The organism is Streptosporangium sp. LJ11 (assembly GCF_051918945.1).
Taxonomy (GTDB): domain Bacteria; phylum Actinomycetota; class Actinomycetes; order Streptosporangiales; family Streptosporangiaceae; genus Streptosporangium.
The window spans coordinates 34,109-56,828 of sequence record NZ_JBPXMB010000023.1; the positions used below are offsets into that span (position 1 = coordinate 34,109).

General features: G+C 69.0%; 17 protein-coding genes. 6 read left to right on the forward strand and 11 right to left on the reverse strand.

From position 1 onward, the window contains the following. Positions 1 to 42: 42 nt before the first annotated feature. Positions 43 to 2,799: a glycosyl hydrolase family 95 catalytic domain-containing protein gene (locus tag ACTOQ3_RS30345; protein WP_440086858.1), complete on the reverse strand. Its 2,757-nt coding sequence runs from the start codon at positions 2,797 to 2,799 to the stop codon at positions 43 to 45. Positions 2,800 to 3,419: 620 nt separating this feature from the next. Here ACTOQ3_RS30345 and ACTOQ3_RS30350 point away from each other — a divergent pair. The 4 genes from ACTOQ3_RS30350 to ACTOQ3_RS30365 all read left to right on the forward strand — a co-directional run bounded on the left by ACTOQ3_RS30350 (position 3,420) and on the right by ACTOQ3_RS30365 (position 10,592). Continuing rightward, positions 3,420 to 5,540, forward strand: a complete 2,121-nt coding sequence (locus tag ACTOQ3_RS30350; protein ID WP_440086859.1) for a ThuA domain-containing protein — start codon at positions 3,420 to 3,422, stop codon at positions 5,538 to 5,540. A gap of 45 nt (positions 5,541 to 5,585) precedes the next feature. Beyond that, a complete protein-coding gene (locus ACTOQ3_RS30355; protein ID WP_440086860.1) occupies positions 5,586 to 8,930 on the forward strand; it encodes a galactose-binding domain-containing protein in 3,345 nt (1,114 codons plus the stop codon). 238 nt (positions 8,931 to 9,168) lie between these two features. Then, entirely contained in the window at positions 9,169 to 9,924 is a 756-nt protein-coding gene (locus ACTOQ3_RS30360) for an ATP-binding cassette domain-containing protein (protein WP_440086862.1), read from the forward strand. After that, positions 9,921 to 10,592, forward strand: coding sequence for a hypothetical protein (locus ACTOQ3_RS30365; RefSeq protein WP_440086863.1), 672 nt, complete (start codon positions 9,921 to 9,923; stop codon positions 10,590 to 10,592). Before ACTOQ3_RS30360 ends, ACTOQ3_RS30365 begins: the two co-directional genes overlap by 4 nt. A gap of 110 nt (positions 10,593 to 10,702) precedes the next feature. On the opposite strand, the gene ACTOQ3_RS30370 is transcribed toward ACTOQ3_RS30365, so the two are convergent. From ACTOQ3_RS30370 to rlmN, 4 genes are all read right to left on the reverse strand, one after another. After that, a complete protein-coding gene (locus ACTOQ3_RS30370) occupies positions 10,703 to 12,217 on the reverse strand; it encodes an alpha/beta fold hydrolase (RefSeq protein ID WP_440086864.1) in 1,515 nt (504 codons plus the stop codon). A gap of 155 nt (positions 12,218 to 12,372) precedes the next feature. Next, positions 12,373 to 12,624: a Scr1 family TA system antitoxin-like transcriptional regulator gene (locus tag ACTOQ3_RS30375; RefSeq protein ID WP_440086865.1), complete on the reverse strand. Its 252-nt coding sequence runs from the start codon at positions 12,622 to 12,624 to the stop codon at positions 12,373 to 12,375. A 154-nt stretch (positions 12,625 to 12,778) separates the two neighbouring features. Then, positions 12,779 to 13,039, reverse strand: coding sequence for a hypothetical protein (locus ACTOQ3_RS30380; protein WP_440086866.1), 261 nt, complete (start codon positions 13,037 to 13,039; stop codon positions 12,779 to 12,781). A 404-nt stretch (positions 13,040 to 13,443) separates the two neighbouring features. Further along, positions 13,444 to 14,568 (reverse strand): 23S rRNA (adenine(2503)-C(2))-methyltransferase RlmN, encoded by a 1,125-nt coding sequence (gene rlmN / locus ACTOQ3_RS30385; RefSeq protein ID WP_362680458.1) that lies wholly within the window; start codon positions 14,566 to 14,568, stop codon positions 13,444 to 13,446. A 72-nt stretch (positions 14,569 to 14,640) separates the two neighbouring features. Between rlmN and ACTOQ3_RS30390 the strand changes: the two genes are divergently transcribed. Then, the gene (locus ACTOQ3_RS30390; protein ID WP_440086867.1) at positions 14,641 to 15,732 is read left to right on the forward strand and encodes a suppressor of fused domain protein; all 1,092 of its coding nucleotides are present in this window, start codon (positions 14,641 to 14,643) and stop codon (positions 15,730 to 15,732) included. A gap of 93 nt (positions 15,733 to 15,825) precedes the next feature. On the opposite strand, the gene ACTOQ3_RS30395 is transcribed toward ACTOQ3_RS30390, so the two are convergent. The 6 genes from ACTOQ3_RS30395 to ACTOQ3_RS30420 form a co-directional block, all read right to left on the reverse strand. Continuing rightward, positions 15,826 to 16,695 carry a phosphatidate cytidylyltransferase gene (locus ACTOQ3_RS30395; protein ID WP_362680452.1) on the reverse strand — a complete coding sequence of 290 codons (870 nt, stop codon included), beginning with the start codon at positions 16,693 to 16,695 and terminating at the stop codon, positions 15,826 to 15,828. 59 nt (positions 16,696 to 16,754) lie between these two features. Further along, complete coding sequence (frr, locus tag ACTOQ3_RS30400) at positions 16,755 to 17,312, reverse strand: ribosome recycling factor (protein ID WP_362680448.1); 558 nt, start codon at positions 17,310 to 17,312, stop codon at positions 16,755 to 16,757. Positions 17,313 to 17,648: 336 nt separating this feature from the next. Continuing rightward, the gene (gene pyrH, locus ACTOQ3_RS30405) at positions 17,649 to 18,416 is read right to left on the reverse strand and encodes a UMP kinase (RefSeq protein WP_386160956.1); all 768 of its coding nucleotides are present in this window, start codon (positions 18,414 to 18,416) and stop codon (positions 17,649 to 17,651) included. Between the two features lie 50 nt (positions 18,417 to 18,466). Then, a complete protein-coding gene (tsf, locus tag ACTOQ3_RS30410) occupies positions 18,467 to 19,300 on the reverse strand; it encodes a translation elongation factor Ts (RefSeq protein ID WP_440086868.1) in 834 nt (277 codons plus the stop codon). Between the two features lie 109 nt (positions 19,301 to 19,409). Beyond that, a complete protein-coding gene (rpsB, locus tag ACTOQ3_RS30415; RefSeq protein WP_440086870.1) occupies positions 19,410 to 20,339 on the reverse strand; it encodes a 30S ribosomal protein S2 in 930 nt (309 codons plus the stop codon). A 227-nt stretch (positions 20,340 to 20,566) separates the two neighbouring features. Continuing rightward, a complete protein-coding gene (locus ACTOQ3_RS30420; protein ID WP_440086871.1) occupies positions 20,567 to 21,175 on the reverse strand; it encodes an ArsR/SmtB family transcription factor in 609 nt (202 codons plus the stop codon). 118 nt (positions 21,176 to 21,293) lie between these two features. Between ACTOQ3_RS30420 and ACTOQ3_RS30425 the strand changes: the two genes are divergently transcribed. After that, positions 21,294 to 22,601 (forward strand): MFS transporter, encoded by a 1,308-nt coding sequence (locus ACTOQ3_RS30425; protein WP_440086873.1) that lies wholly within the window; start codon positions 21,294 to 21,296, stop codon positions 22,599 to 22,601. The last annotated feature ends 119 nt before the right edge of the window (positions 22,602 to 22,720 follow it).

Below are 22,720 nucleotides of genomic sequence, written 5' to 3' on the forward strand. Positions count from 1 at the left end.
CGAGACCCTCCGCCGAACTCGGTTTCCTGAAAAATCGCTGATTTAGTTATTTATCAGGTCGAAGCTCTCCCAGGGGCCCACCGCGTCACGGTCGGCGATCAGCGGCTGGGCACCACCGCCCTCGGCGCACACCAGCTTGTTGTTGACCTGGGCCCTGAGGCTGACCGAACCGTCCGGGTTGGTGAGGAGCTGGAAGACCTCCCAGGGGCCCACCGCGTCGCGGTCGGCGATCAGCGGCTGGGCTCCGGCGCCCTCCGCGGCCACGAACTTGTTGTTGATCTTCGCGCGCAGCGCGATGGTGCCGTCGCTCTGGTTGACCCGCTCGAACTGCTGCGCCGTCCCGGTGGACGTCCCGTTCGCGATCAGCGGCGAGCCGTTGGAGGCGGTGACGTAGAGACCGTTCGCCTTGGAGCGCAGGCTGATCGTCCCGTTGCTCGTGCCGCCCGGCAGACCCAGGGTGGAGGCGGTGCCGCTCAGGGACTTGACGCTTTGGTTGGCGGAGCCGGTCAGCGTCGTGGAGGCGTAGCCGCTCAGCGGCTTGGCGGTCCGCTCCACGACGTACACGGTGCCGGCGGCGGTGGCGAAGGAGACCTCGCCGGTGGAGACGGTGGTCAGGATGGCGTTGTCGGAGGCGCGGCGCACCCGGATCTGCTGGGTGCCCCAGGGGTTGACCACCGTGGCCTGCTTGCCGTGCAGGCTCCTGAGCCCGACGTACTTGATCTCCCCGGCCTCGCGCTCGGAGCTGACCTGGAAGCCGTCCTTGGCCAGGAGGGTGAACTTCCCGACGAAGGAGGAGTCGCCCGGCACCGCGGGGAACACCCTGATCCTGTCGTTGTAGCTCTGCATGAGCGACTCGTTCAGCGCCGACAGGTGCACGCCGAGATACTCGAAGACGCCGTTGGTGTTGGTCGTCATGCCGTTGGGGTAATTCTGGTACTTCTGCAGCATCGTCTTCATGCCCTGGTACGCCTGGTCGCCGAGACCGAGGCGGGCCGCCTGCACCGCGTCGTTGGACCAGACGTTGCCGTAGGGGAACGGCCGCTGGTTCCAGGTGTTCAGCGCGGTCTGGTAGTCGGGGTAGCCGATGCCGGTGATGTTGTACGGCCAGATCAGCTCCGAGGCGACGTTCTCGTTGTTCCTCGTCTGCGAGATCGGCGGCTCGTGCGGCAGGTAGGCGCCGTTGCCCGTCGGGTAGGCGACGAGGTTGTTCACGATGTTCTGCCAGTCGGCGCGCAGGCCGGCGTCGAGGCCGAGCTGCTGGCTGACTTGGATCGTGAGCGGGAAGATGCTGCGCACCGCGGCCAGGTCGGTGATCGCGTTGCGGACGTTCCAGTACGTCTCGTGGGAGTGGGAGTTGGCCATGTAGTACTTGCCGGTCGGCCCGTCGAAGGACAGCAGTCCCTTGTAGAGCTTCGCGGTCTCGCGCATGTACGGGTACGCCACGTCCCGCAGGTAGTTCGCGTCGTTGGTGTAGCGGTACTGCAGGTACATGTTGTACGCGGCCTGGTAGCCGGTCGTCAGGATGTTCTTGGTGTAGTCGCTGTTGACCGTGCCGCGCGCGTTGCCGTCCCAGCCCATGGTCTCGGGCACCCACAGGGCGTCGATCCCGTACCTCGTCTGCGTGTACGCCTTCAGCGCGGTGTAGTTGCGGCTGTAGAGCCGGTTGAAGGTGTTCATCAGGTCGGCGTGGTTGGAGGCGAGGAAGGAGTTGTAGACGTCCCGCTGGTTCCAGTACCAGTAGGCGTTGCTCCACTTGGAGTTGTCCTGCGTGGCGCGGAAGACACCGTTGATGAAGTGCAGCGGGTAGTTGCCGTAGCCGCCCGCGGCGATCATGTACGTGCTGAGGTAGTAGACGTTCTCCAGGTAGTCCGCGTCGCGGTTGGAGGTGGAGTACTGGACGAACGACTTGGCCCAGAACGCGTGCCACCAGTTGCGGTAGTTGTTGAACGTGGTGGCGTAGCCGGTGTTCCTCACCGAGGTGAGCTGGCTGCGGGCCTGGGCCACCGAGTCGCGGTTGGGGGCGTTGATCCGGCTCGCGGCGGTGAACCAGATCGTGTAGCTGGAGGTGGGCGTGATGTTCAGCCGCACCTTCCTGCCGTCCACCACCTGGGTGGTGAAGTTCGCGCCCTCGACGGTGGCGGCCATGGTGTAGCCGAAGCCGTTCGCGTCGGTCTGGCCCCGGCTGAACCCGGCCACGTTGGCGTCGGAGAAGGTGGAGATCGTCCGCCAGGTGTTCAGGTCGGGCACGTCCGCGATGTTCTGGACGGTGGCCGGGTCCCACATGCTGAGGTCGAAGGCCACGTTGGACACGCCGCCCCGGGTGTCCTCGACGTGGATGCCCATGACCTCGGAGTTCGGCGACCCCATCACGGTCACGGTCCGGTTGGAGTCGTACCTGGTGGTCAGCGTCCCGTCGTACAGCGACAGCCGCTGCTGGAAGGTCGTGTACCCGGTGTCCATGGCCGGGGTGGTGCTGAGGTTCGCCAGGCCCGCCGCGTAGGTCGACTGCGGCGACAGGTCCACCCCCGACACCTGCATCGTCAGCCCGTTCTGGTTCCAGGCCATCGCCCCGGTGCGGCCGTTGCCGACGGTCAGGCCCTGGACCGGGTTGGTGTTGGGGCGGTTGTAGACGAGGTCGTGCTTCGACAGGTACGACCCGTGGTCGACCCTCAGCGCCCCGGTCGCCTGGTCGAAGGCCGTGTCACCCGGTGCCGCCCACGCCGGCACGGCCATGCCGACCGAGGCCAGGCATGTCACGAGGAACCACATGAGTAAGAGGCGTACTGGTTTTCTCGGCATGATCTTCCTTAATCGCCACCGGGGACGGCGGCCACGCCGCCCCGCCTTGACCGAGCGCGCGACTCACCCACCTGCGTGCCGGCGCCGCCGCTCGGGGAGAGCGGGTCGCTTCGGCGGGACGTTCCGGTGGGCGGGTGACGTGATGCAGGGGAGCTACGCCGGGGAGTTAGGGAGCCGCCGCCGGCAATCGGCGACCGGCGGCGACTCCCTAACTTCCCCGTGGGTACAGATCCGCCACCGGGACACCTGTGGTCACAGGCCGGGCCTGCTTCACATTTGGTAGATCGGATCTGTCAGCCGTAGTTAACATCGGACGTCTGCATACGTCAAGACGTGAAATATCCCCTTTGGACAGGAAGAACTTGCCCCGCAAGCGCGGTGAGTCGCTGACCAGGCCATATTTTGTCCATACCGTCCGGAAATTACAGCGTGCCGCAAATAAATACATCCGATGTATCAAGATCATCGCGAGGCGAATCGCCTGTTAGCGCTCCCATACATTGACGCTTTCGCTGGTCCGTGCGAATCTTTTGTCGTACGGCGGCGAATGTCTCGACATCTCCGCCGAAAGGTTGTCACCAGGTGCGGCGGCGCGCTCCTCTCCCCCTAGGAGTAGACGTATGCGCCGGATCTCGCGGGTTCTCCTCGCGCTGGCCGTCATGATCACCGGAGCCGTCGCGCTGCTACCCAGCACCGCCTCCGCGGCTCCCCTGACCAAGGTCCTCATCTTCTCCAAGACCGCCGGCTTCCGGCACTCCTCCATCCCCCTCGGGATCTCCGCCATCCAGCGGCTCGGCGCGGCCAACGGCTTCACGACGGTCGCCACGGAGGACGCGGGAGCCTTCACCACCGCCAACCTCGCCCAGTACCAGGCGGTCATCTGGCTGTCGACCACCGGCGACGTGCTCAACGCGACGCAGCAGACCGCGTTCCAGTCCTACATCGCGAGCGGCGGCGGATACGTCGGCGTCCACGCAGCGGCCGACACCGAGTACGACTGGCCCTGGTACGGCGGCCTGGTCGGGGCGTACTTCCGCGCCCACCCCGCCACCCAGCAGGCGACGATCCGCGTCGAGGACCGGGCGAACCCGTCCACCTCGCACCTGGCGCCCACCTGGACCCGCACCGACGAGTGGTACGACTACCGCGCCAACCCGCGCACCGCCGTCAAGGTGCTGGCCAACCTGGACGAGTCGTCCTACAGCGGCGGCGGCATGGGCGCCGACCACCCGATCACCTGGTGCCAGGACTACCAGGGCGGCCGGGCCTGGTACACCGGCCTCGGTCACACCGACGAGTCCTACGCCGACCCCGGCTTCACGAAGATGCTGCTCGGCGGCATCCAGGTCGCCGCGCGGGCCAGGGCCGCGGACTGCCGTCCCGAGACCGGCTACACGCCGCTGTTCGACGGCACGCAGGCCAGTCTCAACCAGTGGCGGCAGGCCGGCGCCGGCGGCTTCACCCTCGCCAACGGGACGCTGTCCTCGGTCGGCGGCATGGGCCTGCTCTGGTACCCCGTCTCGACCTTCTCCAACTACTCGCTCAAGCTCGACTGGATGATGCCCGGCGACGACAACGGCGGCGTCTTCATCGGCTTCCCCGACCCGGGGAACGACCCGTGGCAACCGGTCGACCTGGGACACGAGATCCAGATCGACGCCTCCGACGCCGACCCCACCCGGACCACGGGCAGCGTCTACAGCTTCAAGGCACCCGACACGGCCGCGCGCGCCGCGGCGCTCAACCCGCCCGGCTCCTGGAACACCTACGAGATCGCGGTGCACGGGCAGCGCGTCGAGATCTACCTCAACGGCACCAAGATCAACGACTACACGAGCACGCGGAACATCGCCAACGGCTACATCGGCGTCCAGAACGACGGTGACGGGCTCGACATCAGCTACCGCAACATCCGCATCAAGCAGGACGGTCCCTCGAACCCTCCCACCACCGACCTGGCGCGGGGCAGGCCGGTCACGACCAGCAGCGTGGAGAGCGGCAGCGCGCACGTCGGATCCAACGCGGTGGACGGCAACCCCGCCACCCGCTGGGGCAGCGCCTACGCCGACCCGCAGTGGATCACCGTCGACCTCGGCGCCACCTACAACCTCAACCGGGTCCGGCTGAACTGGGAGGCCGCCTACGGCAAGGCGTACCAGGTACAGACCTCCACCGACAACAGCACCTGGACCAACATCCACTCCACCACCACGGGCGACGGCGGAGTGGACGACCTGACGCTGACCGGCACCGGCCGCTACGTGCGCGTGTACGGCACCCAGCGAGCCCTCGCGTACGGCTACTCGCTGTGGGACCTCAGCGTCTACGGCACCCCCGCCACCTCGACCCCCACGCTGCTGTCCGTCGGCAGGCCGGTCACGACCAGCAGCGTGGAGAGCGGCAGCGCGCACGTCGGATCCAACGCGGTGGACGGCAACCCCGCCACCCGCTGGGGCAGCGCCTACAGCGACCCGCAGTGGATCACCGTCGACCTGGGAGCCACCCGCTCCATCAGCCGGGTCCGGCTGAACTGGGAGGCCGCCTACGGCAAGGCGTACCAGGTACAGACCTCCACCGACAACAGCACCTGGACCGACGTCCACTCCACCACCGCGGGTGACGGGGGCGTCGACGACCTGACCGTCACCGGCACCGGCCGATACGTGCGCGTGTACGGCACCCAGCGCGGCCTGCCCCCCTACGGCTACTCCCTGTGGGACCTCGACATCTACGGCACCTGACACCACCCCGCACGCGTCTGCCTTTTCACCCCCCAGGAGACCTTCGTGTTAGGTTTCACGCGCCTTCGTACGACCTTGGGCGTTCTCGTTCTCGCTCTCGCCGCCGCCGCGGCGGGAGCCACCGGCACCACCGCCGCGGCGTCGACCGCCGCCGCGCTCGGGACCGCCTCCGCCTCCTCGCTCGGGACCACCGCCGCTCTCGCCCCGCCGCCGACCAGCGCGTTCGAGAAGGTCAAGCTGGACGGCGGGCTGTCGATGGGCGAGCCCATCGAGCTCTCCGTCCTGCCCGACGGCAAGGTCCTCTACATCAACCGGGGCACCACCTCCGGCGGCGGCCAGGTCCGCCTGTACAACCCCGCGACGAAGGCCACGACCGTGGCGCTCACGCTCCAGCTGGACGCGCGCTTCGAGGACGGGCTCATCGGCATCACCCTCCACCCGAAGTTCGCCACCAACCGCTGGGTGTACCTCTTCTACTCGCCCAAGATGACGCCGCTGGTGAACCGGATCTCCCGGTTCACCTTCAACGCCGGCACCAACGTCCTCGACCCGGCCAGCGAGGACATGATCATCGAGTGGCCCACCGAGCGTGAGCTGTGCTGCCACTCGGCCGGCTCGATGACCTGGGACAGCGACGACAACCTGTACTTCGCCGTCGGCGACAACACCAACTCCGGCGGCGACTCGGCGGGCATGGCCCCGATCGACGAGCGCACGAGCCGCAACCCGCAGTACGACGCGCAGCGCACCTCCGGCAACACCAACGACCTGCGCGGCAAGATCAACCGGATCCACCCGGAGAACAACGGCACCTACACCATCCCCGCGGGCAACCTCTTCGCCCCGGGGACCGCGCAGACCAGGCCCGAGATCTACATCATGGGCACCCGCAACCCGTACCGGATCTGGGTCGACAAGAAGTCGGGCAACACCCTGCACTGGGGCGAGGTCGGCCCCGACGCGAACGCGACCCTCGCCAACCGCGGTCCCGCCGCCTACGACGAGTTCAACCGCGCCACCGGGCCCGGCAACTACGGCTGGCCCTACTGCGGCGGTCCCAACGTCGCCTACAACGACTGGGACTTCGCGGCGAACGCCCCCCGCGGCTGGTTCCCCTGCGGCGGCACGACCGGCCCGGTGAACAACTCGCCACGCAACACCGGCCTCCAGCAGCTGCCCCCCACCAAGCCGGCGCTGGTCTGGGAGCAGCACGGCGGCAGCAAGGAGTGGCCCGCCCTGGACAACCCCGGCGGCTGCGGCTCTCCCAACCACGCCGAGGTCTACCACTACGACCCGAACCTCGTCTCGGACGTGAAGTGGCCCGTCTACTACGACAACAAGCTGCTGATCTCCGAGTACTGCCGTAACTGGATCAAGGAGGTCCAGTTCGGCAACGGCAACCCGACCACCGGGACGCCGACCGTCATCGAGCCGGTGCTCGCCGGAATGAACCTCGTGCACCCCATCGACATGGAGTTCGGCCCCGACGGCTCGCTCTACCTGCTGGAGTACGGCAGCGGCTACTTCTCCGGCGCCGCCGACGCCGGCCTCTACAAGATCAACCACGTGCAGGGCGGCCGGTCGCCGATCGCCCAGGCCACGGTCAACCGGGACAACGGGCTCGCCCCTCTCGCGGTCACCTTCTCCAGCGCCGGGACCTCCGACCCCGACGGTGACGCGCTCACCTACGCCTGGGACTTCGACGACAACGGCACCGTCGACTCCACCGCCGCCAACCCCACGTACACCTACACGACCAACGGCGACAAGCGGGCCAGGCTGACCGTCAGGGATCCGGGCAACCGCACCGGGACCGTCGTGATCCCCGTCGTGGTGGGCAACAACCGGCCCGCGGTGACGCTGAACGGCCTGCCCGCCGGAGGCATGTACAGCTGGGGCGACGACCTGGTCTCGACCGCGACCGCGACCGACGCGCAGGACGGCACGCCCCCCTGCGCAGACGTCGTCATCCGTGCCGCGCTCGGCCACCAGGAGCACGCCCACGAGGAGGGCCAGGGCACCGGCTGCGGCTTCACCGTGAACACCGGTCCCATCCACGCGGGGCTCGACGCCGTGCAGTTCTTCGTGATCCGCGGCGGCTACACCGACCGCGGGGCGACCGGCAGCGTCCCGCTCACCGGCGAGAAGGAGATCACGCTCTGGCCCAAGCAGTGGCAGGCCGAGCACTACGTCCAGCTCAACGGCCCCAGGGTCGTCGACCAGGCGGCGGCGGAGGGCGCCAAGCGGCTCGGTGACATCCAGAACGGCGAGTGGGTCAAGCACCACGCCGTCAGCCTCAAGGGCATCACCGGGGTGAGGGCGCGCGTCTCCTCCGCCAACGCGGGCGGCACCGTGTCGTTCCGCTTCGACTCGCCCACCGGCCCCGAGGTCGCCCGCGCCGCGGTCGCCGGAACCGGCGGCTGGGACAACTACGCCGAGGTGACCGCCCCGGTCACCAAGCCCGACGACGGCACCCACGACCTGTACATCGTCTTCACCGGCACCGGCACCGGCACCGGCGCCCTGTTCGACCTGGACAGCTACACCTTCACCGGTGCCGGGGCCGGCACCCCGCCCGGCGATCCCGACCCCACCACCGACCTGGCGCGGGGCAGGCCGGTCACGACCAGCAGCGTGGAGAGCGGCAGCGCGCACGTCGGATCCAACGCGGTGGACGGCAACCCCGCCACCCGCTGGGGCAGCGCCTACGCCGACCCGCAGTGGATCACCGTCGACCTCGGCGCCACCTACAACCTCAACCGGGTCCGGCTGAACTGGGAGGCCGCCTACGGCAAGGCGTACCAGGTACAGACCTCCACCGACAACAGCACCTGGACCAACATCCACTCCACCACCACGGGCGACGGCGGGGTCGACGACCTCACCCTCACCGGCACCGGCCGCTACGTCCGCGTCCACGGCACCCAGCGCGGCCTGCCCGCCTACGGCTACTCCCTGTGGGACCTCAGCGTCTACGGCACCCCCGCCACCTCGACCCCCACGCTGCTGTCCGTCGGCAGGCCAGTCACGACCAGCAGCGTGGAGGAGGGCAACGGCCGGGTCGGCGCCTACGCCGTGGACGGCGACCCCGCCACCCGCTGGAGCAGCGCCTACGCCGACCCACAGTGGATCACCGTCGACCTGGGAGCCACCCGCTCCATCAGCCGGGTCCGGCTGAACTGGGAGGCCGCCTACGGCAAGGCGTACCAGGTACAGACCTCCACCGACAACAGCACCTGGACCGACGTCCACTCCACCGTCGCCTCCGACGGCGGAGTGGACGACCTCACCGTCAGCGGCAGCGGGCGCTACGTCCGCGTGTACGGCACCCAGCGCGCCCTGCCCGCCTACGGCTACTCCCTGTGGGACCTCGACATCTACGGCCGCTGATCCCGTGAACGCGAAGCCGGACCACAACGGCACGTAACCGCACGGGCTCGGCACAACCGAACACCGCACAGGCTCGACGACGGAGACCTCGCGTTCGCGCGGGGTCTCCGCCCGCGTTCCGGCAGGACGCGACGGGAAAGCGGGTGACCGGGAACACAGGGGCCATCAGCCAAGGCCGGAAACCGGGAGATCGAGGACGCGGGCCGGAAAGCGGATGATCACGGTAGGGTTGCGGCTTATGCGGCTCTCCACGGTGTCCTTCCGATACTCGCGGCGCGGCCCCTGGATCCTGCGGGACGTCGAGCTCACGCTCCGCCCCGGCTCCGTCGTCGAGGTCACCGGCCGCAACGGCGCGGGAAAGTCGACGCTGCTCCGCCTGATGGCGGGGTTCGTCCCCCCGTCCCGGGGCTCGATCTCCGACCGGCCGGGCGTCGTCGGCTACGCCCCCGACGTGTTCCCCGTGGACCAGCCGTTCACCGTCGCCGCCTACCTCGCCCACATGGCCGGGATCCGGGGCCTCTCCTCCACCTCGGCCGCCGGAGGCCTGGCGGAACGGCTGAACGCGACCCACCTGCTGGAGCAGCCGCTCGGCGACCTGTCCAAGGGCAGCGCGCAGAAGGTGGGACTCATCCAGTCGCTGCTCGCCCCGCCGGACCTGCTGATCCTGGACGAACCCTTCGCCGGTCTCGACGAGCAGACCCGCACCGAACTCCCCGTGATCATCGAAGAGATCGCCGCACGCGGCGGCACGGTCGTGGTCAGCGACCACCAGAAGCAACTCCAGGACTTCCCCGGCGCCGACCACTGGCTCGTCGCGGACGGCAACGTCACCACCGGCGCCCTTCCCCCGCAGAACACCTCCGAAGAACCGCGGACACTTCCGGCAGGACCGTCCCCGCAGGTGGTCATCGAGGTGGTCGTGGACGCGGACGACGCCGACGAGGTGGAACAGAAGCTCCGCGCCGACGGCTACCTCACCAGGCGGTCATCATGATCCACCTCGTACGCTTCAAGCTCTCCGCCTACGCCCGGTCGCACCGGCTGCTCCAGCCGATGATCGGGCTCTTCGTGATGCTGCTCATCTTCTACTCCACCCTGACCCCGCCGGGCAAGGAGCTGCCCGCGTACGCCGACTCGGCCGGGTTGCTGATCCTCGTCTTCGCCTGGGCCGCCCGGGGACTGCTCGACACCGAGCCCCCGACGCAGCGGCTGATCTCCATGACGGCCGCCGGACGACCCGGTCGCGAGATCGGGGCCGGGCTGCTCTCCGCGCTGATCGTCACCCTCGGCATGGCGGCGATCGCGGTCGGGTTCCCGCTGGTCCACGGCTTCGCGGCCATGCCCACCTCCGCCGACCTGGCACTCGGCATCGTGCTGCACGTGCTCGGCGTGAGCGCGGGAACGGCCCTGGGCGCCCTGACCAGCCGCCCGATCCTGGCCTCCCCCGCCGTCTCGATGCTCGCCCTCTTCGGCGGCTATCTCGCCCTGCTGCTGGTCAGCCTCACCCCGGTGGGCCGCCTCTCGGTGCCGATCATGCCCTGGATGCGCGCCGCCAACGCAGGCCTGCTCGACACCGTCGTGCTCCCCATCTCCGCCGCCACCCTCTTCTGGACCGCCGCGAGCCTCACCCTGTACGCACGGCTCCGCCGCCTGAACCCCTGAACGGGTGTCGTCGAACCACCGGACTCGCCGTGGTTCGACGACACCCACTCACTCGACAGCCACACGAATCTCACCCGGATGAGCACCCGGGCGGAGACCCGCCTCCGGAGTCAGAAGGCGGGCGAGGCCGCGACCGGGCCGGCCGCCCAGTGGTTCGGGCCGGTCGGCCACGTCCGTGACGGCGCCTGCTGCTTGAGCACGCTCTCCTCGGGCGTGCCCACGGCGCAGCGCGTGCCGCGCGGCGGCACCTTCAGCGAGATCAGGTACTCGTCGAAGATGTCCGTCTGGCACTTGTCCTTGCCGTAGATGCGGTGTCCCCAGCCCTCGTATGTGAGCAACACCGCCTTGGACCCGAGCTGACGGGCCGCGTTGGCGGACCATATCCACGGGGTGGCCGGATCGTGCAGGGAATTCCCGAGCAGCAGCGGGGCGTCGCCCGTGTATCGCAGTGCGTGCGGCGCGTTGGTGGTCGGGTAGTTCATGCAGATCGGCAGATCGTCGATCGGGTACGGGTGGTACCCCGTGTCGGGTGCGAGCCGGTTGGAGACACGCATGAGCGCGGCGTACTCCGAGTAGTTACGCACCTGGAGGTTGTAGTCCTGGCAGAGAACCGCGGTCGGCAGATAGGCGACGTCACCCTCCACGGGCTGTCGGCCGGGCAGCGGGGGCGCCCACTCCGGCGGCGGCCCGCCGTCCAACCAGTTGATCACCTCGCTCAGTAGGTTCCAGGCCGGCCCCTCGGTGCCCAGTGCGGCGTTGTAGATGACCTGCAACTCGGTCATCGTCTGGCCCGTGCTCGGATACTTCAGCTCACCACGCCGCGCCTTCTCCCGCAGGTCCTTCCAGATCGCACGGATGTCGCGCCCATGCAGGACGCAGCTGGTGTCCTGCTCGCACCAGCCGACGAACTGGTCGAACGCGTCCTCGATGGCGAGCGCCTCGGTGGCCAGGAAGCCCGCGACGCCGAGGCTGTGGTCCATGTTGCTGTCGAGCCCAAGGGCCCGGACTCGGCCGGGGAACAGCTCGGCGTACATCTGGCCGATCAGCGTGCCGTACGAGATCCCGTAGTAGGTGAGCTTCTCCTCGCCCAGGGCGGCGCGCAGCGCGTCCAGGTCACGGGCGACGTCGGCGGAATCGACGTGGTCGTACAGCGGACCGGTACGAGCGCGGCAGTCGGCGTGCAGCTTCTTGGTGAACGCGTTCCAGGCGTCGAAGTCGGCCTGGCTTCTCATGACGGTGTGCGGCATCCGGTTGTACACCGACGCCGAGCAGATCACCGGGTTGCTGCGCCCCACGCCCCGAGGGTCGAACCCGACGATGTCGAACCGTCGCTGCAGTTCCTCGGTGTAGGACCCGGGGGCGCCGTACACGGCCTCCACGCCCGACCCGCCCGGACCACCGGGATTGATCACCAGCGAACCGACCCGCGCGGCCGGATCCGTGGCCTTCCGCCGCGCGACGGCGATGTCGACCTTCGCCCCGCCCGGCTTCGACCAGTCGATGGGCACGCTCAACGTGCCGCACTCGGCGGCGGGCTCCTCCTCACAGGGCGCCCAAACGATGGTTTGCGCCCTCGCTACCTCGGTGTCCGCGTTGGCCACCGCGACCGGTAAAACCGTCACCATCGCCAGGAGGACGGCGAACCAAGAGATTCTTCTTCGCACAATGCTCCAGTCTCTAGTCGATCTTCTGTCGTAACGGGCGACGGTAGCGGATCACTACATATTCGAAGGTAGAAACAGGAGAAAATGGCAGCATTTCCTCTAAATGGGTATCCGATTCAGTGGAGTTCGTGCCCTGTCATCGACGTGGACGACGACACCGCCACGCGGACGAGCCCGGCGTGCTCCCCGACACCGTAGGGAAGGACGCGGATCGTCACGTTGGGTCGGCACGCGGCGTTCAGCAGAGCTTGCAGCCGGTCGCGCATCAGTTCGTGCCCGCCTGTCGGGCGACGAACGACACCTTCGTCCACCACCGCGAGCAGATCCGGTGCGTCGGGGCGGCTGAGCGACGTGCGACGTACCGGCATGTCGGCTTACGGGCTTGAGCACGGCCTGTGCAACGTTCGCCGCGGAGCGACCGTGGGAGAACCGGCCCGCAACCTGGAAGAGGAGACCCGACTGGAGAACCAGCCCTGGCGACGCGTCCCGTTGATCCCGATGCCGTAACCGGCGATCAGGTGGTCACCCACACGGAGCGGCGACCTCCCAGAGGGCGCTCACCGGCATGGCGCGCATGCGGTCGCCGAACGGGAGCGTCTGTGTCCCCGTGCAGAGGACGATTCCCACCACGAAATCGGCGGGGTCGGTGAGCGCGGCCTGGCGGACGGCGAGGGTGTCGAGGTTGCGCCACTCTCCGGCGCGCCCCTTGGCGAGGAGCCGGACCGGGGTGCTCTTGCCGCACTGGCGTGCCCCGGTGACGAGGGTGACGCGGGTGTCGGCCAAGGCCTCCTCGACGAGCCTTTCCGCGCGTCGTGGAACGATCCTGCCGAGAGGAGTCTGTGAGCCGCTGACCATGGGACAAGCACGTCACAGCATGAGGTCTGATGACAGGATGGCCGCTGGGTTGCCGGCAGGATGGTCGCTGCTTTACCGGTGGATCGGTCGCCAGGTCTCCGCCAGCACGGTCGCAGGCAACGCGGCGGAATGGCCGCTGCTTCGCGGGATGCCGATCGATACGAGCATGACCGTGCCGGGGAACGCCAAGGCGACGGCGTGGGGATCCGGGCGGGCCACACCGGGCCGGTTGGCGATGCGGTGGGAGGGTGGGGTGGCCGGGGAGCGCCGCCCCGGGTGGGTAAGCCGGGGCGGCGGTCGGCGCCTCGGGGGGCGCAGCCGTACGGTAAGGGCTACTCGGCGGCGGCGAGCTGGCCGCAGGCGCCGTCGATCTCGCGGCCACGGGTGTCGCGGACCGTCACCGGCACGCCGTGATACTCCAGGCGGCGGACGAAGGCGCGCTCGTCCTCCGGGCGGGAAGCGGTCCACTTCGAACCCGGGGTCGGGTTGAGCGGGATCAGGTTGACGTGCACCAGCTTGTTCTTGATCAGCTTGCCGAGCAGGTCGGCGCGCCACTCCTGGTCGTTGATGTCCTTGATCAGCGCGTACTCGATGGAGACCCGGCGCTTGGTCCTGGCCGCGTAGTCCCAGGCGGCGTCGAGGACCTCGGCGACCTTCCAGCGGGTGTTGATCGGCACCAGCGTGTCGCGGAGCTCGTCGTCGGGCGCGTGCAGCGAGAGGGCCAGCGTCACCGGCAGGCCCTCGGCCGCGAGCTTGCCGATCGCCGGGACCAGGCCCACCGTGGAGACGGTGACGCCGCGGGCGGAGATGCCCAGGCCGTCGGGAGCGGGCTCGACCATGCGGCGGACGGCGCCGATCACGGCCTTGTAGTTGGCCAGCGGCTCGCCCATGCCCATGAAGACCACGTTGCTGACCCGCCCGGGACCGCCCGGGACGTCGCCGGCCGCGAGCGCGCGGGCCCCGGCGACGACCTGCTCGACGATCTCGGCGGTGGTCATGTTGCGGGTCAGACCCGCCTGGCCGGTGGCGCAGAACGGGCAGTTCATACCGCATCCGGCCTGTGACGACACGCACATGGTCGTACGGTCGCTGTAGCGCATGAGGACCGACTCGACCAGCGCGCCGTCGAAGAGCCGCCACAGCGTCTTGCGGGTGGTGCCCGCGTCGGTGGTCATCTCCCTGACCGAGGTCAGCAGGCTGGGGAACAGCGCGGTGGCGAACTTCTCCCTGGCCGCGGCCGGCAGGTCCGTCATCAGCTCGGGATCGCCGTTGAACTTCTCGAAGTAGTGCCGGGAGAGCTGGTCGGCGCGGAACGGCTTCTCGCCCAGTTCGGCGACGACCGCCCGGCGCTCGGCCATGGTCAGGTCGGCCAGATGGCGGGCGGGCTTGGCCCGGCGCGGCGCCACGAAGGTGAGCTGGCCGGGTACGGGGGTCCCGGACGGGCTGACGGTCGACAAGTCCAACGCCTTCTCTCAACGGTTACGCGAATGCTCGAAGCGGTGCCCGACGGTGATCTAGAGTCCGGAGGTATGGCGACAAACCGCCCCACGGGCCCCGCGGAACAGCGGGGGGACGGCGTCGAGGTCGTGCTCACCGACGTCAACCCCTACGGGAGCCGCACCCTGGTGGTCGAACGCGACGAGACTTCCTCGGTAGCTTACCTGTGCGGGCCGGGGGGAACGGTGCACGGAGCCGTCTGGCTGGCCAACCACCGCCCGGCCCCGGACGGGATCGACCCGGACCGCCTGGACTCCGAACTGCCGCCGGTGGCCCCGAGGGCGAACACCCGCCACCCCGACGGCAGGGGGCCCCTGGGCGCGCTGCGATCGCTGTGGTTCGAGGAGGGCGACGGCGTCGCCCTGTACGAGAACGACGAGCTGCTCGCGGTCATTCCTGGATGGGCGGACATGGGCAGGGGAATGCCCGGCTACTCCCGCGACGCGCTGGGCGAGTCCCCGTTCGCCTGGTCGCTGGAGGAGGCCCACGAAGGTCTGGCCTCCCGGATCGCCAAGGCCCGCGCCTACTGGGAGTGGCGCGCGGGAGACGGCTCCTGGGCCACGTTCCAGCAGTTCGTGATGGGGCACCTGGACCGCAAGGTCGGTACCGCGGGCAGGTTCTGGGACGCGGGGGGCGAGCGGATGCCCGCGGTGGGCATCACCGAACGCCCCCCGGAGCGGGGCAGGGAGCACACGATCCTGTCCACGGTCGGGATGAGCTGCCAGCGGATGCCCACCGTCGAGCAGTACATCGACCGGCCGGACGCGTACGCCCGGGTGGAGCTCGCCGTCGCCTCCCCCGGCGACGCCCGCGACGCGGCCCGGCTGTTCCTGTGGCTGGGGCAGTATCCGTGGCACTCGGTCACCTGGCTGGGCCACGGCCACACCGCCAGGTGGTACCACCGGCCGGAGACCTTCCCGCTCGGCTCCGCCTACGGCGGCGTCATGATGCTGACCGGACTGCCGGGGCTGCCCGACCTGTCGGGTTTCTCCTTCGGCGGCGACTCCGTGCAGTGGCTCTGGCTCGTCCCGATCACCCCGGACGAGCTGAGCCTGGTCTCGGCCGAGGGCTACCGGGCGGTGCTCCCGCGCCTGTCCGCGACCCGGCTCACCAGGGCGGGATGACCGGGACCGCGCGGGAACCGTACCGGGGTGCGGGACGTCACGCGCGGGCGGGAGGCGCTGTGACCCCGGCCGGCGCGGTTCAGACCAGCAGGCTCAGACCAGCAGGGTGAGCAGCACCCAGACCGGGATCAGCGCGGCCACCATGGAGTCGAGGCGGTCCATCATGCCCCCGTGGCCGGGAAGCACGCTGCCCATGTCCTTGACGCCGAGATCGCGTTTGATCACCGACTCGACGAGGTCGCCGAGCGTGGCGAAGACCACCACGACCGCGCCGATGAGGACGCCCTTCCAGATGTCGTCCTCCAGCAGCCACGCCACCAGCCAGCCGCCCACCGCCATGCAGGCCAGCGCCGACCCGGCGAAGCCCTCCCAGGTCTTCTTCGGGCTGATCACCGGGGACATCTTGTGCCTGCCGAGGGAGATCCCGGCGAAATACCCGCCGATGTCGCTCGCGGCGGTGGTGGCGATGAAGACGACCACCCGGTCCGGGCCCTGGTCGGGGTCGGCGAGCAGCAGCGCCACGAACCCGGCGAGCAGGGAGGGGTAGACGACGACCAGGATGGTCGCGGTGATGTCGCGGACGTAGTTCTCGGTGCCCTGGAACATCCGCCAGATCATCAGCACCAGCACGGTCATCGCGAAGACGCCGACCAGCCAGGCGGTCCCGCCCCAGGCGGAGCCGGTCACCTCACCGCCCCAGTAGGCGCCGACCAGCATGGCGGTCATGCCCGCCAGGACCGGGACGAGCGGGACGTTGATGCCTCTGGCCTCGAACGACCGGACCAGCTCCGTCACGCCGATGCCCACCGCCGCGATCACCACGGCGAGGAAGAGCACCTTCACGAAATAGAGGGAGGCGATGATGACCGCCGCCAGGGCGAGCCCCACCGCCACTGCGACGGGGAGGTTCCGGCCGGTACGGCTACTGCCCGCCACGGGTTCCACAGGGGGTCCTACTTTCATACCTGCACAAAATCCTTGCCCCGTACGGACAACGGCCCGCACGGGACAAGGATCATGGTTCAGACTTCGAGCAGCTCGGCTTCCTTGTGCTTGAGCAGCTCGTCAATCTTGGCGACATGCTTCTGGGTGAGGTCGTCGAGCTCCTTCTCCGCCCGGCGCACCTCGTCCTCACCGGCCTCGCCATCCTTGATCAGCTTGTCCAAGGTCTCCTTGGCATTGCGACGGATGTTGCGAATGGAGACCTTGGAGTGCTCCGCCTTGTTCCGGGCGACCTTGATGTACTCCTTGCGGCGCTCCTCCGACAGCTCGGGGAAGGCCACCCGGATCACCGCTCCGTCGTTACCGGGGTTCACACCGAGATCCGAGTTGCGGATCGCCTTCTCGATCGCGGCCATCGAGCTCTTGTCGAAAGGCTGGATGATGACCATGCGCGCCTCGGGCACGTGGAACGAGGCGAGTTGCTGAATGGGGGTGGGTGTCCCGTAGTACTCAGCGCTGATCTTGTTGAACATCGACGGGGTGACACGACCTGTGCGGATGCCCGCGAAGTCGTCCTTCGCCACCGACACGGCCTTGTCCATCTTTTCCTCGGCTTCGAGGAGGGTTTCGTCGATCACAGCGGCTCCCTGTCTTCTCGGTCACTCCCCATCCTCACGCACTTCGCGGGACGCCATGACGCCGGAGGCCCACCCTGGACCGCCACGGTCGCGTACCGCTCAGCTCGCTACGTCAGGTTCGCACCTTGTCCTGTGGTCGCTCACCACTCCTCGCTCGCTTCGCGGGACGCTCCTACCTCGCGTACCGCTCCACTCGCCACGTCGGGCTCGCTCCCTGTCTTCTCGGTCACGCGCCCCTCACGCGCTTCGCGGGACGCTCCTACCTCGCGTACCACTCCACTCGCCGCGTCGGGCTCGCTCCCGTTGCCGTACCGGCCCTGTCACCGTGCCGGCCCGTCACCGTGCCGGACTCACCAGCGTGCCGATCTTCTCACCGCGCACCGCCCGCAGGATGTTGCCCTCGCCCATGAGGTCGAAGACCACGATGGGCAGGCTGTTGTCCATGCACAGGCTGATGGCGGTGGCGTCCATGACTCCAAGGCCGCGGGTCAGCACCTCACCATATTCGAGATGGTCGAACCGGACGGCGTCGGGGTTCTTGCGGGGGTCGGCGTCGTAGACGCCGTCCACCTGGGTGCCCTTGAGCAGCGCCTCGGCGCCGATCTCCAGCGCTCGCTGCGCGGCGCAGGTGTCGGTGGAGAAGAACGGCGAGCCGAGCCCCGCCCCGAAGATGACCACGCGCCCCTTCTCCAGGTGGCGGATGGCACGGCGGGGCAGGAACGGCTCGGCGACCTGCTGCATGGTGATCGCCGTCTGGACCCGGGTGTCGATGCCCCGCTTCTCCAGGAAGTCCTGGAGGGCGAGGCAGTTGATGACCGTGCCGAGCATGCCCATGTAGTCGGCCCTCGCGCGGTCCATGCCACGCTCGGACAGGGCGGCGCCCCGGAACATGTTGCCGCCGCCCACGACGACCGAGACCTGGACGCCACCGCGGACGGCCTCGGCGATCGAGTCGGCGAGGTGGCCCACGACGCCCGGGTCGATGCCCAGCGGCTCGCCGCCGGCGAACGCCTCGCCGGACAGCTTCAACATCACCCGCTTCCAGCGAAGCGGGTCCGAGTACGAAGAAACCGCCGGCGTAGCGGGTCCTGGGTTCTCCTGCACGGCGGCGGCCTCCTCGTTTGATGCTCTGTTTGAAGAGCGGATGTCAGGGATTAGGCCTGGCCGACCTTGAAGCGGACGAAGGCCTGGACCTTGACACCATTCTCGTCCGCGAACTTCGCGACCGACTTCTTGTTGTCCTTGACGAAAGACTGCTCAAGGAGGGTGAAGTCCTTGTACCAGCCGTTGATCCGGCCATCAACGATCTTGCCGATGGCGGCCTCGGGCTTGCCCTCCTCGCGGGTCATCTCCTCGAAGAGCGCGCGCTCCTTCTCGACGACGTCGGCCGGGACCTCGGCGGGGCTGAGGTACTTCGGGGCCATCGCGGCGGCGTGCTGCGCGATGTCCTTGGCGACGTCGGCGTTCGGGGAGTCGAGCTGCACGAGCACGCCGACCGCCGGGGGAAGCTGGGGGTCGGTCTTGTGCATGTAGGCGCCGATGAAACCGCCCTCGAGCACGGCGAACCTGCGGATCTCGATCTTCTCGCCGAGCGCGGCGTTGGCCTCGTCGAGGTGCGTCTTGACGCTCTTGCCGTCGAGCTCGGAGTCGAGCAGTGAGGGCACGTCGGACGGCTTGGTGGCCAGGATGTGGTCGACCACCTGGCCCGCGAGCTCCTGGAAACGCTCGCCCTTGGCGACGAAGTCGGTCTCGCAGTTGAGCTCCAGCAGCGCGGCGGCGGAGTCGCCCTCCTGCTTCAGGGCGACCAGGCCGTTGGAAGCGGTGCGGGCCTCACGCTTGCCGACGTCCTTGGCGCCCTTGAGGCGGAGGATCTCGACCGCGCGGTCGAAGTCACCCTCGGAGGACTCGAGAGCCTTCTTGCAGTCCATCATGCCGGCGGCGGTCAGCTCACGAAGCCGCTTGACGTCGGCCATGTTCACGGAAGCCATTGTCTTTTCCTCGTGGGAATCGTCGTGGATCGGGTGGGTGCCCCCGACTGAGCGGCACCCACCCGGAAGGGTCTTGCGGGTCGTACGGCCGGGGCCGTACGAAAGTGACCTAGGCCTGCTTCTCGGTCTTCTCGGCGGACTCGTCCTCGGCGGCGGGAGCGTCCGTCGCCTCGGCGGTCTCGGTCCCCGCGACCTCGGCCTCGGCCTCGGCGGGGGCCTCGGCGGTCTCGGCCTCGGCGGCCGGGGCGCTGTCGGCGCTGCCCGCGAGCAGCTCCTGCTCCCACTCGGCCAGCGGCTCGGCGCCACCGGCGACGGCCGGCTTGTCGTCGCCGCGGTTGGCGCCGGCGCGGGCCATGAGACCGGCGGCGACGGCGTCGGCGACGACGCGGGTCAGCAGGCCGACGGCGCGGATGGCGTCGTCGTTACCCGGGATCGGGTAGTCGACCTCGTCGGGGTCGCAGTTGGTGTCGAGGATGGCCACCACCGGGATGTGAAGCTTGCGAGCCTCGCTGATCCCGATGTGCTCCTTCTTGGTGTCGACGACCCACACGGCACTGGGGATCCGGGACATGTCGCGGATACCGCCGAGGGTGCGCTCGAGCTTCTCCTTCTCGCGGCGGCGCATGAGGAGCTCCTTCTTCGTGAGCCCCGAGGCGGCCACGTTGTCGAAGTCGAGCTCCTCCAGCTCCTTCAGGCGCTGGAGCCTCTTGTGCACGGTGGAGAAGTTGGTGAGCATGCCACCCAGCCAGCGCTGGTTGACGTACGGCATGCCGACGCGGGCGGCCTGCTCGGCGATGGCCTCCTGGGCCTGCTTCTTCGTGCCGATGAACATGATCGTGCCGCCGTGCGCGACGGTCTCCTTGACGAAGTCGTAGGCCCTGTCGATGAAGGCCAGCGACTTCTGAAGGTCGATGATGTAGATGCCGTTGCGCTCGGTGAAGATGAAGCGCTTCATCTTCGGGTTCCAGCGACGGGTCTGGTGGCCGAAGTGCACGCCGCTTTCCAGCAGCTGTCGCATGGTGACGACGGGGGTGGACATTGATCGTCCTCCAGATCGGGGCGCCCATCTCTGGGCGCTGTTCTCGGTTGGACGCGACAGCCTGCGGCTGTCGCCCTGATGCCCCGAACAGGATCCAGCCGGGCTCTCGCCCGGACCGAGGGACCCCGGTTCTTGACGGGGCATGCGAAGTCGGCCCATGACTCACAGGCCTCCAAAAGTGTACCCGCAACCGCGCCTCTTCCCGACCTTCGGGCGTCAGGTGACCCTTACCCGTCGCGTGGAAGACCGTGCGGCCGGCGCTGGGCACGGGGGAAGAGGCTGACCTGCGCCTCGGAGACCCGGGCACCGGGCGGGGCGTCCCCCCTGTCCCTGACGGTGGTCTTGTAGGGGGTGAGCAACTCGTCGATCCGCTCGTTCAGCGCCCTCAGCTCCTCGGCGTCGACCAGCAGGACGGCGCGGTGGAACATCGCGGCCTCCCGCCACTCGCGTGACTCCCGCTCGAGGTTCTCCATCGCCCTGTTCACCTCGTCCGCCGCCTGCTCCAGCAACGCCTTGATCAGGAACTCCTTGGCGCCGCGCACGTCCGGTCCGTCGTCCGGGTCGGGACTGACGCTGAGACCCACGGCGCTGGAGCGCCAGAGCCGTTCCCTGCCGTCACCGCGCGCGGGCGCGTCCTCGACGAAGCCGTACTTGGCGAGCATGCGCAGGTGGTAGCTGGCCGCGCTGGGCGTGACCCCGACGACCTCGGCGACCTCGGTCGCGGTGCAGGGCCCCTCGGCCTGGAGCCGGTTCAGGATCGCGAGCCGCGCGGGGTGCGCCAGCGCGCGCATCGCCGTGGGATCGGTGAGGGACTTCCGCCTCGGTACCTCGGTCATGTGCAGACCGTACCCACTCCATATGTGAAGCATTGCCTTCATAACTATGAAGGGTTATCTTCACAGTTATGAAGCATTCCCTTCAGAGTCTCCGGAAGCCGGAAGGAGACGGATCCCCATGACCTCCGCGACCTCCGGGGCTCCCGCGGCTCCCGAGCCCTCCGCGACCAGGCCGGTGCCCCTCAGGAAGCAGCGCGACTACCGGTTCCTGCTCTCCGCCCGCGCCGTCACCGAGACCGGCACCGAGGTCTCCCGGCTGGCGGTGCCGCTGACCGCCGCCGTCCTGCTCGGCGCCTCCCCGATCCAGATGGGCGTGCTCACCGCCGCGACCTCGCTGCCCTACCTGCTGATCGGGCTCCAGGCCGGTGCCCTCGCCGACCGGCTGAGGCGGCACCGGCCGGTCATGGTCGCCTGCGACACGGTCTCGGCCGTCGCCATGGCCACGATCCCGGCGGCCTGGTTCACCGGGCTGCTCAGCGTGCCGTGGCTGATCGCGGTGGCGTTCGTCGTCGGCACCTGCTCGGTGATCTTCCGGGCGGTCAACTTCCCGCACCTGGTCACGGTGATCCACAAGAGCCAGCGGACCGAGGCGCTCGCGGGCTTCCAGTCGGCCTTCGCCGTGGCGACCGTCGCGGGACCGGGTCTGGCCGGGCTGCTCGTCCACCTGGTCACGGCACCGTTCGCGATCCTGGTCGACGCGGTGTCGTTCCTGGCCTCGGCGTTCCTGATCAGGTCGATCAAGGCGCCGGAGAACCACACGCCCGCTCCTCCGCGCGGCATGTGGACCGAGATCCGCGAGGGTCTGGGCACGGTGGCCGGGCACCCGGTGCTCCGCGCGCTCTGCGCCGCCGGGGTCACGATCAATTTCTTCGGCAGCGTGTACATGGCACTGTTCGTGATCTACACGCTCACCGTGGTCGGCCTGCCCGCGGGGCTGGTCGGCGCGATCACCGCCTTCTTCGGCGTCGGCGGCCTGCTCGGTGCGGCCCTCGTCCCGCGCCTGACCCGGCGGTTCGGCGAGAACCGGATACTGGCCTGCTCCGTGCTGCTCTTCCCCGTCGATTTCATGGTCGCCGCGCTCGCCTCGGGACCGGTGTGGCGCAGCTTCCTGTTCCTGTCCGCCAGCGCGGTGACCTCCGGCACGGCCGTCGTGGTCTTCTCCGTCTGCATGGGCGCCATCACCCTGCGCGAGACCCCCGCCGAGCTGCGGGGCCGGGTCAACGCCACGCAGTCGTTCATGATCCAGGGTGTCCTCACCCTCGGCGGTCTCACGGGCGGTCTGGCCGGCGAGCTGCTCGGGTTGCGCCCGGTGTTCTGGATCTCAGCGGCCGGAGCCCTGACCACGATCGCCTGGATCTGGCTCTCTCCCCTGCGTCATTCCCCCGCCCCCGCCCCCGCCCCCGATGATCCATCCCGAACCCGATGACCCCGCGGCGAGCCGCTCCTGCCCGCACGGACATGCCGGCCACGGGTGGGCCCGCACCGCGGGTACGTCCGCGGCGTAGCTGTTCGCGGGGGTCTCTCGCGAGAGGGCGTTCGGGAAAG

Excerpts from the sequence above, each read along its gene's own strand:
- ACTOQ3_RS30395 (WP_362680452.1), bottom strand. The coding sequence starts at position 16,695 with ATGAAAGTAGGACCCCCTGTGGAACCCGTGGCGGGCAGTAGCCGTACC.
- tsf (WP_440086868.1), bottom strand. The coding sequence starts at position 19,300 with ATGGCTTCCGTGAACATGGCCGACGTCAAGCGGCTTCGTGAGCTGACC.
- ACTOQ3_RS30420 (WP_440086871.1), bottom strand. The coding sequence starts at position 21,175 with ATGACCGAGGTACCGAGGCGGAAGTCCCTCACCGATCCCACGGCGATG.
- ACTOQ3_RS30365 (WP_440086863.1), top strand. The coding sequence starts at position 9,921 with ATGATCCACCTCGTACGCTTCAAGCTCTCCGCCTACGCCCGGTCGCAC.
- ACTOQ3_RS30345 (WP_440086858.1), bottom strand. The coding sequence starts at position 2,799 with ATGCCGAGAAAACCAGTACGCCTCTTACTCATGTGGTTCCTCGTGACA.
- ACTOQ3_RS30425 (WP_440086873.1), top strand. The coding sequence starts at position 21,294 with ATGACCTCCGCGACCTCCGGGGCTCCCGCGGCTCCCGAGCCCTCCGCG.
- ACTOQ3_RS30375 (WP_440086865.1), bottom strand. The coding sequence starts at position 12,624 with ATGCCGGTACGTCGCACGTCGCTCAGCCGCCCCGACGCACCGGATCTG.
- ACTOQ3_RS30360 (WP_440086862.1), top strand. The coding sequence starts at position 9,169 with ATGCGGCTCTCCACGGTGTCCTTCCGATACTCGCGGCGCGGCCCCTGG.
- ACTOQ3_RS30350 (WP_440086859.1), top strand. The coding sequence starts at position 3,420 with ATGCGCCGGATCTCGCGGGTTCTCCTCGCGCTGGCCGTCATGATCACC.
- ACTOQ3_RS30370 (WP_440086864.1), bottom strand. The coding sequence starts at position 12,217 with ATGGTGACGGTTTTACCGGTCGCGGTGGCCAACGCGGACACCGAGGTA.
- rpsB (WP_440086870.1), bottom strand. The coding sequence starts at position 20,339 with ATGTCCACCCCCGTCGTCACCATGCGACAGCTGCTGGAAAGCGGCGTG.
- ACTOQ3_RS30390 (WP_440086867.1), top strand. The coding sequence starts at position 14,641 with ATGGCGACAAACCGCCCCACGGGCCCCGCGGAACAGCGGGGGGACGGC.